This is a genomic window from Segatella copri (genome assembly GCF_019127135.1).
Lineage (GTDB): Bacteria > Bacteroidota > Bacteroidia > Bacteroidales > Bacteroidaceae > Prevotella.
In genome coordinates this window covers 1-15,374 of the sequence record NZ_JAHOEA010000067.1, presented here as the reverse complement: position 1 = coordinate 15,374, position 15,374 = coordinate 1, and the positions used below count along the sequence as shown (strand labels likewise).

General features: G+C 41.4%; 14 protein-coding genes. 12 read left to right on the top strand and 2 right to left on the bottom strand.

Annotation, left to right across the window (positions count from 1 at the left end; genetic code table 11):
• From KSW37_RS16065 to KSW37_RS13435, 10 genes are all read left to right on the top strand, one after another.
• Nucleotides 1-533 (top strand): serine O-acetyltransferase (locus KSW37_RS16065; protein WP_254368663.1); only part of this gene is annotated, 533 nt, incomplete at its 5' end.
• Between the two features lie 4 nt (nucleotides 534-537).
• On the top strand, nucleotides 538-1,578 hold the full coding sequence (locus KSW37_RS13475) for a glycosyltransferase family 4 protein (protein WP_254368662.1): 1,041 nt from the start codon (nucleotides 538-540) through the stop codon (nucleotides 1,576-1,578).
• Nucleotide 1,579: 1 nt separating this feature from the next.
• The gene (locus tag KSW37_RS13470) at nucleotides 1,580-2,890 is read left to right on the top strand and encodes a phenylacetate--CoA ligase family protein (protein WP_254368661.1); all 1,311 of its coding nucleotides are present in this window, start codon (nucleotides 1,580-1,582) and stop codon (nucleotides 2,888-2,890) included.
• Between the two features lie 4 nt (nucleotides 2,891-2,894).
• The gene (locus KSW37_RS13465) at nucleotides 2,895-4,292 is read left to right on the top strand and encodes a nucleotide sugar dehydrogenase (RefSeq protein WP_217314884.1); all 1,398 of its coding nucleotides are present in this window, start codon (nucleotides 2,895-2,897) and stop codon (nucleotides 4,290-4,292) included.
• A gap of 41 nt (nucleotides 4,293-4,333) precedes the next feature.
• The gene (locus KSW37_RS13460; protein ID WP_217314883.1) at nucleotides 4,334-6,202 is read left to right on the top strand and encodes an alginate lyase family protein; all 1,869 of its coding nucleotides are present in this window, start codon (nucleotides 4,334-4,336) and stop codon (nucleotides 6,200-6,202) included.
• A complete protein-coding gene (locus tag KSW37_RS13455) occupies nucleotides 6,184-7,380 on the top strand; it encodes a glycosyltransferase family 4 protein (RefSeq protein ID WP_217314882.1) in 1,197 nt (398 codons plus the stop codon). The genes KSW37_RS13460 and KSW37_RS13455 overlap by 19 nt, the downstream gene beginning before the upstream one ends.
• 277 nt (nucleotides 7,381-7,657) lie before the next feature.
• Nucleotides 7,658-7,978 (top strand): serine O-acetyltransferase, encoded by a 321-nt coding sequence (locus KSW37_RS13450; protein ID WP_254881139.1) that lies wholly within the window; start codon nucleotides 7,658-7,660, stop codon nucleotides 7,976-7,978.
• Nucleotides 7,979-7,996: 18 nt separating this feature from the next.
• Complete coding sequence (locus KSW37_RS13445; protein WP_217314881.1) at nucleotides 7,997-9,079, top strand: nucleotidyltransferase family protein; 1,083 nt, start codon at nucleotides 7,997-7,999, stop codon at nucleotides 9,077-9,079.
• 1,681 nt (nucleotides 9,080-10,760) lie between these two features.
• Complete coding sequence (locus tag KSW37_RS13440; protein WP_176425590.1) at nucleotides 10,761-10,937, top strand: hypothetical protein; 177 nt, start codon at nucleotides 10,761-10,763, stop codon at nucleotides 10,935-10,937.
• Nucleotides 10,938-10,973: 36 nt separating this feature from the next.
• Nucleotides 10,974-11,588: an N-acetyltransferase gene (locus KSW37_RS13435; protein ID WP_254368659.1), complete on the top strand. Its 615-nt coding sequence runs from the start codon at nucleotides 10,974-10,976 to the stop codon at nucleotides 11,586-11,588.
• A gap of 191 nt (nucleotides 11,589-11,779) precedes the next feature.
• Here KSW37_RS13435 and KSW37_RS13430 read toward each other — a convergent pair whose 3' ends face one another.
• Nucleotides 11,780-12,037, bottom strand: a complete 258-nt coding sequence (locus KSW37_RS13430) for a putative toxin-antitoxin system toxin component, PIN family (RefSeq protein WP_217314880.1) — start codon at nucleotides 12,035-12,037, stop codon at nucleotides 11,780-11,782.
• Nucleotides 12,018-12,338, bottom strand: coding sequence for a type II toxin-antitoxin system RelB/DinJ family antitoxin (locus KSW37_RS13425; protein WP_217314879.1), 321 nt, complete (start codon nucleotides 12,336-12,338; stop codon nucleotides 12,018-12,020). Before KSW37_RS13425 ends, KSW37_RS13430 begins: the two co-directional genes overlap by 20 nt.
• Nucleotides 12,339-12,567: 229 nt before the next feature.
• On the opposite strand from KSW37_RS13425, the gene KSW37_RS13420 reads away from it, so the two are divergent.
• Both KSW37_RS13420 and KSW37_RS13415 read left to right on the top strand, forming a co-directional pair.
• On the top strand, nucleotides 12,568-13,797 hold the full coding sequence (locus KSW37_RS13420; RefSeq protein WP_217314878.1) for an adenylyltransferase/cytidyltransferase family protein: 1,230 nt from the start codon (nucleotides 12,568-12,570) through the stop codon (nucleotides 13,795-13,797).
• Nucleotides 13,760-14,956 carry a sugar MFS transporter gene (locus KSW37_RS13415; protein WP_217314877.1) on the top strand — a complete coding sequence of 399 codons (1,197 nt, stop codon included), beginning with the start codon at nucleotides 13,760-13,762 and terminating at the stop codon, nucleotides 14,954-14,956. Before KSW37_RS13420 ends, KSW37_RS13415 begins: the two co-directional genes overlap by 38 nt.
• Nucleotides 14,957-15,374: the final 418 nt, after the last annotated feature.

Below are 15,374 nucleotides of genomic sequence, written 5' to 3'. Positions count from 1 at the left end.
GTTCTACCCTATGTGATACACCCCAAAACGGCCGTTCTCGGACGGGCTGGGGGGGTAAAATTTCAAAATTATTAAAGGTACTTGTGCATGAAAGAGGTTTTGTTTATCTTTTATGGTTAAGACTAACTTCTGTTCAAAGTCCTATTCGTCCTTTCTTTTGGCTAGTATATCATCATTTATCTTCTAAGTATGGGATTCAAATATCTACAAAAACTCGTATAGGGGCAGGACTTTATATTGGACATGGTTGTGGCGTTATAATCAATACTTCAGCGACAATTGGAAAAAATGTTTCATTGAGTCAATTCCTTACTATCGGTTCTAGAAAAGGAAAAGCAGCAACAATTGAAGATAATGTATATATAGGTCCCTCAGTTTGCTTAGTAGAAGATGTTATAATAGGTCATGATTCTCAAATAGGAGCAGGAAGTGTTGTTACTAAAAATATTCCTCCTTTTAGTGTAGCTGTAGGAATACCTGCAAAAGTTATAAAAAAATATAATAAGAATACAAAAGTCTGGGAAAAAATATAATGAAATGGAAGCAAGAAGTGTATTAACTATAGGTATTGACTTTACTGTTATACATGGTGGCGTAGCAGCAGTAGAAAGTGTATATAGTACTTTCTATAAACCATTTAACCATGTTGCAACGGTTGTGGATTATGGGTTTGCTCGTAAGTTACTGGCTTTCTTTAAGGCATATGTACAATTCTGGAAATGGATGTTATTTCATAGAGAGATTAAAATAGTGCATGTGCATGGAGCAAGTGATGCCAGTTTTTGGAGAAAAAGAATTTTCATCAATCTGGCAAAAATGTTTGGCAAAAAAGTTGTTTATCATTGCCATGGAGCTGAATTTCAAGAGTTTACTTCACGTCACATCAAGGCTGTACAGAAAACACTAAGTAAATGTGATTGCATTATTGCGCTTAGTGAAAGTTGGAAAGAATGGTTTGAAAAGACGATTCATCATAAGAATGTGGTTGTTATTAAGAATGTAATAGCTCCGCCTCTTTTAACAAAAATAAGGCATGATAATTTTGTATTGCTGTTTTTGGGACGTTTGGGTAAGCGTAAAGGTATCTATGACTTACTAGATGTTTTGATAAAGCACAAAGCGGAATTTGATGGCAAGGTTAAATTTTTATTTGGTGGTGATGGAGAAGTGGATCAAGTGAAAGAAATCATCAAACAGAACGGCTTAGAAAATATTGCAATGTTTCAAGGATGGGTGAATGGTGAGAAAAAAGTTCATTTGTTAAATATGGCAGATGCTTATATCTTGCCTTCTTACAATGAGGGATTGCCAATCTCTGTACTTGAAGCGATGAGCTATTCTTTGCCTATAATTTCTACAACGGTAGGTGGTATTCCTGAGATGTTGAAGAATGGAGAAAATGGTTTTATCATGGAGCCTGGTGATAAGGATGGTATGTATCATGCCATTCGTACATTAATTGATAATGAAAAACTTCGAGTAGATATGGGTAAAGTTTCTTTAAGAAAAGTTCAAGAACATTTGCCGTGCTATGTAGAGAAACAATTAAGTGATTTATATAAAATATTGTTAAAGTAATATGTCTTTACTCATTAAAAAATATTTAAGAGAATCCTTTAAGTATTTGTTAAGATCTCCTTTCGTGGTGAAAAAGTATGTGTCAGAGATAGACTCAATGTATGATATGACACATGACGAGTTAAGAGCAAGAAATGAAAAACGCTTTTTGGAGATTTTTAGAAAAGCTTATACTTGCTCAGAGTATTATCGTAATTTATGCAAAGATTGTGGAGTATATTCTATAGATGATATAAAGCATCTTGATGATATTGCGAAACTTCCAATTCTGACTAAGGATATGCTGAAAGAACATGGTAAGGAATTGTTAACGTGCAAAGAAAAGGGGCTTATCAAAAATCACACTAGTGGAACAACAGGTACTCCATTAACTGTTTATCAAGACTGGAAGTCTGTATGGCGTGAACAAGCTTACTTTGTATGTTTTCGCAAACGATGTGGATATCATTATGGGGAACCAATGGTGTCGTTACGTGGAAATTTAACAAGAGATGAAATCTCTTTGAAAATTCATGTTAGCAATACTCTATTTCTTTCAAGTTATAATATAAATCCACAAACTGCTGAGATTTATCATCGCCTTATTCAAAAACATCATCCTAAAGCGATAGAAGGTTATCCAAGTTCACTCTATAGTTTGGCGCTTGTGCTGAGAGAAAAAGGATTGGAATGTCATATTCCGGTAGCTTTTACTTCGTCAGAAACACTGTTTGATTATCAGCGGAAAGTGATAGCACAAGTTTTTCATACTCAAGTATATGACCACTATGGTACTACGGAAAGAACAATCCGCTTAGAGGAGTCGCTCGACCATAGTGGCTACTATGAAGATCCTGGATATGGAATAGAAGAGTATTATGATGACCATATTATTTCCACATCTCTAATCAATGATGTATTCCCTTTAATTAGATATAAAACTGATGACAGAATTGTTTTGAAAGAAGGTGTCAATAAATCATCGCAAGGCTTTATAGATAATGCAGGAGGAATAGAGCGTGTTGTTGGTAGAACGGATGATATCCTTGTTTGCAAGGATGGTTCTATGGTAACGCGTGTTGATTTCATCGAAGAAGGTGAACATATTAAGGCTTGTCAATGGATACAAAATGTGAAAGGCAAGCTGGAAATAAGAATCGCTCCAGATGAGGGATTCAATGATAAAGATAAAGAATTCGTTATAGAGGAAACTTTAAAGCGTTGCGGGCATGGAAACATGGATATTACAACAAAGGTTTGCTCTATGGACGAAATGGTTTATAGTAAGAGAGGAAAATTTAAACTCATAGTAAATAATTTACAACAGAAGTAATATTATGAATATTAGTATTTTTGGCCTCGGCTACGTAGGTTGCGTAGGTGCGGCATGTTTAGCAAAGTTGGGTCACAAAGTGATCGGTGTTGATGTAAATGAGAACAAGGTGCGTCTGATGAATGAGGGCAAGCCTACTATCATTGAGGAAGGTATTGCGGAACTGTGTGAGGAAGCACACAAAAAGGGGCTGATGTCTGCTACTACGGTTGCTGCAGAGGCAATTATGGAAACCGAAGTATCTTTCATCGTTGTAGGTACTCCTTCCAGTCCTGAAGGTCATTTGAACCTTAATTATATCTACACTGTGGCAGGACGTATCGGTCGTGCATTGAAAGAGAAGTTTGCTGGTGAGAAGAAGCCTGCAAACATGCATCTCGTTGCAATCCGTTCAACTGTTCTTCCTGGTACCAACAAGAAGGTCGGTGAGATTATTGAGCAGGAAAGTGGCTTGAAGCGTGGCGTTGATTTCAATGTTGTCAGCAACCCAGAGTTCCTTCGTGAAGGTACATCGGTTGAGGATTACTTCAATCCACCATTGACATTGATTGGTACTGATTCTGAGTATGCAGAAAAGGTATTCCGTGAGATGTATGAGCATATCAATGCTGAGTTTATCTGCACAGATATCAAGGTGGCAGAAATGATGAAGTATGTCAACAATACTTATCATGCGTTGAAGATAGTCTTCGGTAATGAGGTTGGTAACATCTGTAAGTCTGTAGGCGTTGATTCACATAAGGTGATGGAAATCTTCTGCAAGGATAAGCAGTTGAATATCTCTCCTTACTATTTCAAGCCTGGTTTCGCTTATGGTGGCTCTTGCTTGCCTAAGGATATGAAGGCTTTGAAGACCTTGGCACATGACAACTATGTAGATGTACCTGTTATTGAGAGCATCTTCCAGAGTAATGAGAATCAGAAAAAACGTGCAGTTCAACTTATCATGAATCAAGGTCAGCGTAAGATTGGTATCTTGGGCTTGAGTTTCAAGGCTGGTACCGATGATTTGCGTTGTTCTCCTATCGTCGATGTTGTTGAGAGCTTGTTGGGTAAGGGCTTTGAAATCAAGATTTACGACCGCAACGTGAAGATTTCAGAGTTGACTGGTACCAACAAGGACTTTATCATGGCTAAGATTCCACACTTGCAGCATTTCGTTACTGCCGACTTGGATGATGTATGTAAGAACAGTGACGTACTTGTGGTAACTAATAAGGAAAAGGACTTCGAGGATGTCTTGAAGAATTATCCTAACAAGATTGTCATTGACTTGGTTCGCCAGTGGAAGGAAGTGAACTATGATGGCAAGTATGAGGGTATCTCTTGGGGGGACATCAACCAGAATCATGAAGCTCAGAATGAAGAGCATCAGATGAACTTCAAACAGACAGAGTTCTAATTAGTAAAAATGAATTAGTAATTAATGATTAACAATCATTGATGAGTAAATTACAATGGTACTTCAATCGACTTCGGGCAATGAATTTGCCGGAAGTCGGTTGGAGACTTCAACAAAAGCACCTGCAAGGGCAGGAAAAGAAACTTTATGGTAAGTGTGATGTAGCCGTAACGGCTTACCTTTTCGATAGTCGGCTACAATCTCTGAGGTTTGATCCCGATCATGTTGGTCTGAATTTCAGGAATATTGCTTTCCATCTGAATACAGATATACATATTCTTGGTGGGTATGATTATCATATATATAAGGAAAGATGGAGTGCAGGATTCCAGACAGATAAAGAATGGGGGGCGGATTTCAGCTATTCTTTAAGCTATAAACAGAAAGACGAAATAGGTGATGCTAGAACGAATTGGGAGTTGAATAGACATTTCCAGTTTGCCTTGTTAGCTAAGGCTTATTATGCTACAGGAGAGGAAAAATATGCAAAAGAGCTAGAAGGGTTGTTCTTGGATTGGAACAAAAAGAATCCTTTCCTCCATGGTATTTCTTGGACTAGTGTGATGGAGGTTGCTATACGTTGTATTCAATGGACTGTAGCTTTGGCTTTTCTTCGCAAGAAAGGATATACTGCTAATGGTGCCTTGCTCATGGATATGGAGAATGGCATCAAGAATATGGCTTCTTATATCGTACAGCATTATTCCAGATACTCTTCGGCCAATAATCATTTGCTGGTTGAAGCTACAGCCATCGCTTATGCCGGTTTCGCTTTTGGCAATGAGGTATGGACGCATTTAGCCATCCGCATTCTCGATGAAGAATTGATGAAGCAGAATTATAAGGATGGTGTGAATATGGAGATGGCTTTGCATTATCAAACCTTCGGGATGGAGGCATACGCTTTGGTGATGCATCTGATGAAATGTTATGGTATGAAGATTCCTGAGACTTGGAAGAGGTTGATGGAAAAACAATGTGAGTTTGTAGCTTGTTCTATGGTGAATGAGACTAAGGCTTGCGAATTTGGTGATAACGATGAGGGTAAGATATTAGATTTGGAAGGTGGAGAAATCTGCCATTACCGTTATCTTCTTCAACTTTGCTCCTTGGTGTTGGGGAAAAGATATGAAAGCTTTGATCATTTGTCCGAGACAATATCTTGTCTCTATTCTGAGACTGATATCGAAGCCTTAGAGCAATTGCCTTTATGGAAGCCTTCACAAAGTAGGACTTTTGAGGAAGGTGGTTATACTTTTCTGAGAAGCAAGAATGGTAAGGTTGTAATAGGTATAGATCATGCACCCTTAGGTTTTGGAAGTATTGCTGCCCATGGACATGCTGATGCATTGAGTTTTCAACTCTATGTAGATGGCAATTGCATCTTAGGAGATCCTGGAACATATATCTATCATTGCAATATTCAGAAAAGAGATGAATACCGACGTTCATATAATCATAATACCGTTTGGACTAAGGATCAGGAACAAAGTCAGATGATGGGAGCTTTCCTATGGGGAAAGAAGGCTGAGACAAAACTTCTGAAATCTGATTTGAAGGAAAAACAGGATTCTCTTCTTGCCGAATGTGTCTGGCAGAATGGTAATAAGCATAGTCGCTCTTTCTGCTTTAATAAGGCAGACAAATTGGTTATAGAGGATGATATGGCGGCAACAAGTGATAGTTATGCGACTTTTGTGTTGCATCCTGCTTGCCAAGTGAAAGTTGAAAATGGAAAAGCAATTATCCAAAGAGAAGATATTACAGTTTGTATAGAGGCAAATGTAGAACCAACGATAGAGAAATGTTGGTTTTCTGAAGAATATGGAAAGGAGAAGGAAACGCACAAATTGTGCTATCCTTTAAATGATAATAAATTAAAAACAACAATATGGATAGAAAAGTATTGATTATCGTAGAGAACTTGCCTGTGCCATTTGACACTCGTGTCTGGCAGGAGGCAACAACATTAGCAGCTAACGGTTATACTGTTTCTGTAATTAGTCCTACAGGTAAGGGCTATGACAAGGAGTATGAATTCTTGCAGGGTGTACATGTTTATCGCCATAAATTGCCAAAGGATGGGAATGGTGCTTTAGGATATGCTCGTGAGTATGGCGCAGCTTTGTGGCATGAGTATCGTTTGGCAAAGAAATGTTATAAGGAAGTAGGTTTCGACTGTATTCACGGTTGTAATCCACCTGACGATATTTGGATGGTTGCTAAACTCTTTAGCAATAAGGGCGTTGATTATATCTTTGACCATCATGATATCTGTCCTGAGTTGTATGAGGCTAAGTTTGGTAAGACTTCGGGAATGTTCTATAAGAGCCAGTTGTGGTTGGAACGCCAGACCTATAAGCACTGTAAGTTTGCTTTTGTAACTAATGAAAGTTATAAGAAGATTGCCATAGAGCGTGGTGGAATGAAACCAGAGGATGTCTTTGTATTGAGAAGTGGTCCAAAGTTGGAGCGTCTGAAGATTCAGGAACCAAAGAATGAAATCAAGCGTGGCAAGAAGTTCATGGTTGGCTATCTTGGTGTAATCGGTCAGCAGGAAGGTATTGAATATCTTTTGAAGGCTGCTAAATATATCAAGGAGTTACCTGGAAGAAATGATGTGTTCTGGGGTATCGTTGGTGGTGGCCCTGATGTAGAGCACATGAAGAAACTGAGTCATGACATGGGCTTGGACGACATCGTAGAATTTACCGGTCGTGTTCCTGATCAGACTTTGCTTGACTATTTGAATACTGCTGATGTTTGTGTCAACTCTGATGAATATAATGCCATGAATGACAAGAGTACCATGAATAAGGTATTGGAGTATATGGCATTGGGCAAACCTTTAGTTCAGTTTGATTTGACAGAGGGTAGATATTCTGCACAGGAGGCATCACTTTATGCTAAGAGAAATGATGCTGAAGATATGGCAAAGAAGATTCTAGAATTGCTTGATAATCCTAAGAAGCGTAAGCAAATGGGTGAATATGGTAGAAATCGTGTCATCAACGAGTTGAGCTGGGAACATACCAGCAAGGCTTTGCTAGCAGGATATGATAGATACTTTAAAATGAGAGGGAAGTAATCCCTCTCTTATTTATGGAAATGCTTTTATTGATTTATGATAAAAAATCGTAAGGAAATGTACGCTTATATACGCCAAGATATGAAGCGTAATTTCATGTGTGGGGGGGGCAAAATCTTGGATTAAAATTCTATTAAATCCTCGGCTTTGTTTCACCCTTAATCTGAGACATTATGAGTATTGGGCTAATCGAAAGTTTAGAGACCCTATAACTGTTTTGATGACAATATGGCATTATTTCATTCATAAGCATTTGTCGTATAAACTTGGTTTTACATTGTACAAGAATCAATTTGGACCTGGTTTATATATCATGCATTATGGTACAATCGTAGTGAATCCTGCCTGTCGCATAGGTGCAAATTGCAATATTAATGCTGATGTTAATATCGGTATGGGAGGAAGTCTCATTGGAAATAACTGTTATATTTCTCCAGGGGTGAAGATAGTTAAACCAGTTCATATTGGCAATCATGTGGTTATAGGTGCAAATGCTGTTGTAACAAAGGATATCCCTGACAATTGTATGGTAGTAGGAATACCTGCTAAAATCATCAAACGTTTTGATCATAATATTCAACAATGGGTAAAAGTGTGAAACCGTTGTATTTTACTTATGGCCAAACAACAAAAGATTTTCTTTGATTTCTTGCGTTTTTGCATTGGCTCTGTCAAGGAGATTCCAGTTTCCTTGAAGGAGACGGATTGGAAGGAGCTCTATGCTATTGCCAAGAAGCAATGCCTAGTGGACGTTCTTTTTGATGGTATCAAGAAGTTGCCTGCGGAACAGGTAGGGATGAAGAAGGGGTTGCTGCTCCAATGGATGGCGGAAAGTCAGATGTTGGAGAAGGCGAATGCTCGGCTGAACGTAGCTGCCATTCTGGTTTCTGAGTGGTTCCGGAAGAAGGGATTCAGAACCTGTATCCTGAAAGGGCAGGGAAATGCCTTGATGTATTCGAATCCTTATTCCCGGACTCCTGGCGATATTGATATCTGGGTGGAAGGTGGAGATAAACGAGTTATCTCCTTTGTCCGCTCTATCTCGCCTCATGAAAAGGCGTGCTATCACCACATCGAGTTCCCATCGTATAAGGGTGTGGAGGTTGAAGTGCATTATCGCCCTAGCTTCCTGTTGTGCTTCTGGCATAACAGAAAGCTTCAGAAATATTATGAGAGGATGAAGGAGGAGCAGTTCTCGCATCGGGTAATGTTGGGAGAGCAAGGGGAGATTGCGATTCCTACGGTGGAATTCAATCTCATCTTCCAGTTGACTCATATCTATGCTCATTTGATGAATGAGGGGATTGGTTTAAGGCAATTGCTTGACTACTACTTTGTTCTTTCAATGTTAAGTGTTAACTGTGAAATGTTAACTTCCTTGCAGAAGGAATTGAAGGAGTTGGGATTGTGGAAGTTTGCCGGTGCCATTATGTATATCATGCAGGAGGTGTTTGGCATGCCTGCCTCTCGGCTTATCGTTCCTCCGAATGAGAAGTATGGTAAGTTTGTGTTGAATGAGGTACTGGAAGCCGGTAACTTCGGAAGGCATGATGCCCGGAATCGGTTTGGTAGGTCACAGCTTGGACATAATCTCCAAAGGGTGTATCGGGATATAAGACTCGTGAAGTATTTCCCTGCTGAGGCGCTATGCGAACCATTGTTTCGCTTTTGGCATTTCTTCTGGAGGAAATGGCATTAATAGCTTTCTTAGAATAATCTGTTCGGAAACCTATCCGTCCTTTCTTACCCTTAAGGAAGTTTTTTCTAAAATCATCCCGTCCTTCTTTGTTGATAAAGTGAGCTGCACTCGGCAATTTGAAAGCGAGCTTTCATTGCACTCATTGGCATCGCTTTTTCCCATTAAAGAAGGCTCCACCTTTCTCACCAAGCCTCTCTTCCCTCAGGGACGAGAGGATGTAACCGCCCTACAGTGCTGTTTTTTCTACCTCTCCGTCTCTCCTGCAAGGAGAGCTCCACCTCTAACCAAGCCTTCCTCCTCAGAAGGAAGGATGTAACCGCCCTCCGGTGCTCAGAACCGCTTCGCTCTAAGGTTGGCGGACCAAAGCGGTCTTCGCCATATTATGCGGGATGTGACCGCCGGGGGACAGCTTGCTGATGTGACCGCCTTACTATAGCTTGCTGTAGTGGGGGACAGCTTGCTGATTGGGATTGCATGGCATATTGAAGAGCCTGTTCCATCAAAGGTCTTTGTCGGTTTTGCTGATAGAGTGCGCCTGGTATCTCTGAACCACGTTGCAAAGATACGGAAATGGTGAGGGGGCAATTCATAGTTGCTCATACTTGCTCATGGTTGCTCATACTTTCTCATAGATTTTCTTTGTTCTGGTGTTTGTAAGCCAGTGGATTACGGAGCGTAAGTCCCTGATTTTTGCTTCGTAAGTGACTGACTTTTGCATCGTAAGTCTTTGAGTTTTGAATTCGAAGTAACCGGCTTCTGGGTGACAGGGTGACACTGGTGACAGCGATTTCTGAAGATTTACTCTCGCGCGGGCAGGCAGGAAAAATCAAGCCGAAAGTTCCTGCCTGCCCGCGTGCGAGGCGAAAAGTTGAAAAACTAGTGTCACCGTGTCATCGTGTCACCGTGAACTGAGCAGAAGATGCTCTGCATCGCTCTCTGGCTATGGACATGAACTCCCCTGTCTCCGCCTCCGTTGACTTTCGGAAGTAGAGATCTACAAATTACTGTTTCTGTCACGGCGCCTCTAAAGTAGGTAATAAGGTTCTATATCTGTGTCACACGGTGCAAAGATAGAAAAAATAAAATAAAAGAGAGTTCCCATATACGGGAACTCGTAAACGATAATTATCGATTTTTAAAATCTTTTAAATGGTGAGAGTGGAAAAATATATGTTTTCGAATCTCTCCGTCTCCCTTTAGCCAAAGGGAGCTCCACCTCTAACCAAGCCTTTTCAAAGTCTTTACGACCCTTTCGGTTCCCCTCGCAGGGGACAGAAACCTCAGAAGGAAGGATGTAACCGCCCTACAGTGCTATTTTTTCGAAAACCTACCCGTCCTTCCTTACCGTTAAGGAAGGCTCCACCTCTCACCCCGGCCCTCTCTCCTCAGGAGCGAGGGAGGAAACCGCCCTACTCGGTGCTCGGAACCGCTACGCTCTAAGGTTGGCGGACCATCAAAGGTCTTCGCCATATTATGCGGGATGGGACCGCTGGGGGACAGCTTGCTAAAGGTGGGGAAGGGGAGAGTTTTATAGTTAATAGTTTATAGTTAATAGTTTACAGTTGATTTTTGGGTAATTTGCTGATAACTTGCAGATTTCTTTCGATTTTCTTGGTGGTTTCGAAGAAAAAGCGTACTTTTGCAGCAAGTTATATAAACTAAATAATAGGAGATATGAATTATGGCAATAGCTATTAAAACAATTCCAGTATTGACTGGTGATGTTGCAGAGCGCTTTATAGAGATTGCTGAGAGTAGTAGGAATACTGCTACAACTGTGATTCCTGAAGGTGCACAAGATGCAATCCGTCGTATGATGGAACGCTCAAAAAATGTAAAGATTAAACTTCCTCATTAATAAGATAGGCTGGTGAATAATTATCAATTCGATATTATGGAAAGATGCGACTTCATGCCTTTGACCGTAGAACTTGCATCTTTGCCATTTTGTTGTGGTGAAACAGAAGGAGATAAGGACTTAGAAGACTTCTTTCATCACAATGCCTTGTTGTATGCTCAAGAGCGACTTGGTAAGACTTATTGCTTTGTCAACAATGAAGGTGATTTCTCTGAAATTGTTGCATTCTTTACGGTATCGAATGATAGTGTAAAGACAACTTTTATTCCAAAGCCTTCTGCTAATAAGGTTCAACGAACTATACCAGGTCAAAAACATCTTCGTACTTATCCTGCCGTATTATTGGGAAGACTAGGGGTTAATAAGAAATATCAAGGACGAAATTTCTTAGTTGGTCAACAAGTAATGAACTTTATCAAAACTTGGTTTGTTCAGGAGGACAACAAGACTGGATGCAGATTCTTGGTTGTTGATGCGTATAATCAGCCAAAAGTTCTTAGCTTTTATGAGCGCAACAAGTTCAAGTATCTATATGCCACAGAGGAATTAGAAAGAGCAGAACAGCATTTTCCGGAAACATCTCCTGTTTATACCAGACTTATGTTTTTGGATTTATTGCACACCCAGATTTTGGAATGTCCTATGGCTTAGATTATTGTTATTGGTATTTTCTTCATCTTTTATAAATATTAGTTTTATTGAGAATGAATATGTGTAGTATTGAGAAATCATATTATACATGGTGGATATACCCCTTTGGAAAAGGAAGCTAAAACAGCACTTGATACTACATCAAAATTTATGAAATTAAGTCAAGAAGAAATAATTGTTAAATACCCATATCAGAAAAACACAGAAAAACGGGAAGAATCAATGCCATTTTCCTTAACAAGTTCTATAACTGTATTGATTTGGTCGTCTGACAACTTGAATTTTGCGCGATGAAGCACTTCATCGTATTCTTTTATAATGTCATCATTATATAAAGGTATAATACGATGAAGGAACAAACTTTCAAGAACTCTTGCTGTTGAAGCATTTGAGTTGTGGGTGATAAGGGCTGATACAAATATGTTTGTATCAATGACTGCATATACCATTGCGTTCTTTTCTTAATCGTCTGACTTCTCTGATTTCTTCATTGATCTCATCGAGGGTGAGTTCTGGCGTTTCGCCTCTGTCGGCTTTAGCTCTAAGTTCTTTGAACGCTGCCTTTGCTTTTGCAGTCACCTCGTCTTCTTCCTTAGCTTGGATGGAGAAAGGAATGCTCTTACTGCGAATTACTGCTTTAACAAAGATGTTGATAGCGGTATTCGCACTCATGCCGAATTGTTCGCAGAGCTTATCAAACTCTGCTTTCTGCTGGCTGTCCATACGGACTGTCATTGCTGTCTGTGCCATAAGCCTAAAATGTTTATATGATAATCATTCTGATTGCAAATATACATCATTATGGCGTAAAATGGTGAGATAGTATTAATAATTTAATAAAGATTAATAGTTGAATGTAGGTTTTCGAAAACCCATATTCAATAGTAGTTATTATAATTTTCTATTAATATATTATGGTTTATGGTTAGCAGGTTGATATTAACTGTTAACTGTAAACTATTAACTTTTCATAAAGTTTATGGCAAAAAAAGTTTTTGTGAGCGGGTGTTACGACCTGCTGCATTCCGGTCATGTGGAGTTTTTCCAGCAGGCATCACGGTATGGTGATCTGTATGTGGGTATCGGATCGGATGCTACTTATCTGGAGTATAAGCATCGCAAGCCTATGTTTCCGCAGGAGGAAAGGCTATTCATGGTCAAGAATATCAAGGCGGTGAAGGAGGCGTATATCAATGAGGGAAGCGGAGTCATCGACTTCCTGCCTACTCTTGATAAGGTGAAACCGGATGTGTTTGTGGTGAACGCTGAAGGTGGGTCTGATGAGAAACGTAGGATCTGTAAGGAAAGGGGTATCGAATATGTCGAACTTCAGCGCACTCCTCATGCGGGTCTGAAGGCTCGGTCTTCTTCTGACTTGAAGAAGGCGTTATCGAATGTATCTGATAATTCGGCGCAGGAGGCGGGGATTCCTACCCGTCTGGATCTGGCTGGTACATGGATTGACCAGCCTTATGTGAGTCACTATCATCCGGGATGGGCGATTACCATCTCGCTGGAACCGACCTTTGAGGTGCGCGACCGCTGCGGTCTGTCTACCTCTACCCGTAAGATGATTCAGAAGATATGGCCGGTGAAGTTGCCTAAGATGGATCCGGAGATGCTCGCCCGACTGGTATTCTGCTTCGAGAACAATCCGGAGCGTCATGATGGTATCATCTCAGGTGCCCAGGATTCTATCGGTATCTGTGTGCCCGGTCTGGTGCGTCATTATTATGACAACAACTTCTGGCCGGAGAAGATTGAGAGTACGCAGGATGAGATGACCCTCCGTTTCCTGGAAGACCATCTGGTGATGATTCCGATGGAACCGAGAAGACCGGGATGCAGTGTGGTGGAAGGTAAGGATATCACGCCTGAGAAGGTGAAGGCGCTGGCTGATGCGGCTGATGCCTGCTGGAAGGCGATTCTGGCGCACGACCTTGATGCCTTTGCAGCAGCATACAGGGCATCTTTCGAGGCCCAGATTGCGATGTTCCCGGGTATGGTGAATCCGTCTATCAATGGTGTGATAGAACAGGAGGCGAGTGTGCAGCCGATGATTGACCGCTATAGCAGCATGGAGGAGGTTCTGGCATGGAAGATGCCGGGAGCCGGTGGCGGTGGTTATCTGGCACTGGTAGTAAAGGACAGTCTTAAATTTGCAGAGAATCATGACGAAGCCATCCATCTTCAGATACGAAGGGCATAACTATCTGGTGCCCTTCCTCATCATCAGCAGTCTCTTCTTTATGTGGGGCTTTGCCCATGGCATCCTGGAGGTGCTGAATCCGCATTTCCAGGAGTCGTTCCATATCAGCAAGGCGATGTCGGCCTTGACGCAGGCTGCTGTCTATGGTGCCTACTTTCTGATGGCGCTGCCTGCCGGATGGATTATCCGGAAGTGGGGCTACAGGAGGGGAGTGATAACAGGACTGGTTCTCTTCGGTATCGGTGCTCTGATGTTCATACCGGGAAGCAGGATCAACAGTTTCTACTTCTTCGTTCTGTCGCTGTTTGTGATAGGATGCGGACTGACCTGTCTGGAAACGAGTGCGAATCCTTATACTACGGTACTGGGACATCCTGACAAGGCGGAGAGCAGAATCAACCTGTCGCAGTCGCTCAATGGTATCGGATGGATTGTAGGACCGCTGGTTGGCGGTCAGCTTCTGTTCTCGGGTGTCAACATTGCCATCCCTTATGCCCTGGTGGGTATCTTCGTGCTTTCTGTGGCACTGGTCCTGTCAAGAATCAAGTTGCCGGACCCAAGGAGAGCGCATGAGGCGGATACGAACGAGATGGTGGAGGAGAAGCCGATGCGAGTGATGGCATTCGGTTTCGGTATGCTGACCTTGTTTCTTTATGTGGCAGCCCAGACGGGTGTGAACAGTTTCTTCATCAACTATGCTGAGGAGAGTATTCATATAGAGAAGCAGACTGCCAGTCTGTATCTCGCCTTTGGCGGAATGGGTCTGTTCTTTATCGGCAGGTTGGCTGGTGGTGTCATCATGAATTATATCCAGCCAAGGCTGGTGCTGCTGGCTTGTGCCATCCTCACCTTTGTTGCCACATTGATTGTGGTGGTATGTAGCGGAACTTTATCGCTCATTGCGTTTTTCGCCCTGTATCTGGGAGAAAGCATCATGTTTCCGACTATCTTCTCGCTGGCATTGAGAGATGCAGGTACTAAGACCAAGCTTGCTTCTTCGTTGCTTATCATGACGATAGTGGGTGGTGCGGTTGCTCCAGTAATCATGGGGTATATTGCGGATACTACGGGGAGTATGGCGATTGCATTTCTTATACCGTTAGTATGTTATGGGGTGATTGGAACGTATGCGTTATCGAAACGCCACGTTCCTCTTTAGATAAGATTAGCTGCACTCGGCAATTTGAAAGCAAACTTTCATTGCGCTCATTTGCAAAATCTTTAGATAAAAGGAGGATTTTTCGAAAATCACCCCGTCCCTCTTTACCCTTAAAGAGGGCTCTACCTCTCACCCCGACCCTCTCTCCTCAGGAGCGAGGGAGAAAACCGCCCTACTCGGTGCTCGGAACCGCTTCGCTCTAAGGTTGGCGGACCATCAAAGGTCTCGCCAGGTTATGCGGGCTGGGACCGCCTGGGATGCAATGTATCTTTCATCTAAAAAATGTGAGGATGCTATTTTCTGTAAACCACCAATACAGCGTAAGGTGGGGTAAATGAAAAATATTATCTTTGCAACCGTTTTGTGTGTCCTGAGACAGAATGAAGTCAGATATTGGCTATATTTGATAGATTTCTGT

Excerpts from the sequence above, each read along its gene's own strand:
- KSW37_RS13475 (WP_254368662.1), top strand. The coding sequence starts at position 538 with ATGGAAGCAAGAAGTGTATTAACTATAGGTATTGACTTTACTGTTATA.
- KSW37_RS13470 (WP_254368661.1), top strand. The coding sequence starts at position 1,580 with ATGTCTTTACTCATTAAAAAATATTTAAGAGAATCCTTTAAGTATTTG.
- KSW37_RS13460 (WP_217314883.1), top strand. The coding sequence starts at position 4,334 with ATGAGTAAATTACAATGGTACTTCAATCGACTTCGGGCAATGAATTTG.
- KSW37_RS13435 (WP_254368659.1), top strand. The coding sequence starts at position 10,974 with ATGGAAAGATGCGACTTCATGCCTTTGACCGTAGAACTTGCATCTTTG.
- KSW37_RS13455 (WP_217314882.1), top strand. The coding sequence starts at position 6,184 with ATGGATAGAAAAGTATTGATTATCGTAGAGAACTTGCCTGTGCCATTT.
- KSW37_RS13445 (WP_217314881.1), top strand. The coding sequence starts at position 7,997 with ATGGCCAAACAACAAAAGATTTTCTTTGATTTCTTGCGTTTTTGCATT.
- KSW37_RS13440 (WP_176425590.1), top strand. The coding sequence starts at position 10,761 with ATGGCAATAGCTATTAAAACAATTCCAGTATTGACTGGTGATGTTGCA.
- KSW37_RS13415 (WP_217314877.1), top strand. The coding sequence starts at position 13,760 with ATGACGAAGCCATCCATCTTCAGATACGAAGGGCATAACTATCTGGTG.
- KSW37_RS13420 (WP_217314878.1), top strand. The coding sequence starts at position 12,568 with ATGGCAAAAAAAGTTTTTGTGAGCGGGTGTTACGACCTGCTGCATTCC.
- KSW37_RS13465 (WP_217314884.1), top strand. The coding sequence starts at position 2,895 with ATGAATATTAGTATTTTTGGCCTCGGCTACGTAGGTTGCGTAGGTGCG.
- KSW37_RS13430 (WP_217314880.1), bottom strand. The coding sequence starts at position 12,037 with ATGGTATATGCAGTCATTGATACAAACATATTTGTATCAGCCCTTATC.
- KSW37_RS13425 (WP_217314879.1), bottom strand. The coding sequence starts at position 12,338 with ATGGCACAGACAGCAATGACAGTCCGTATGGACAGCCAGCAGAAAGCA.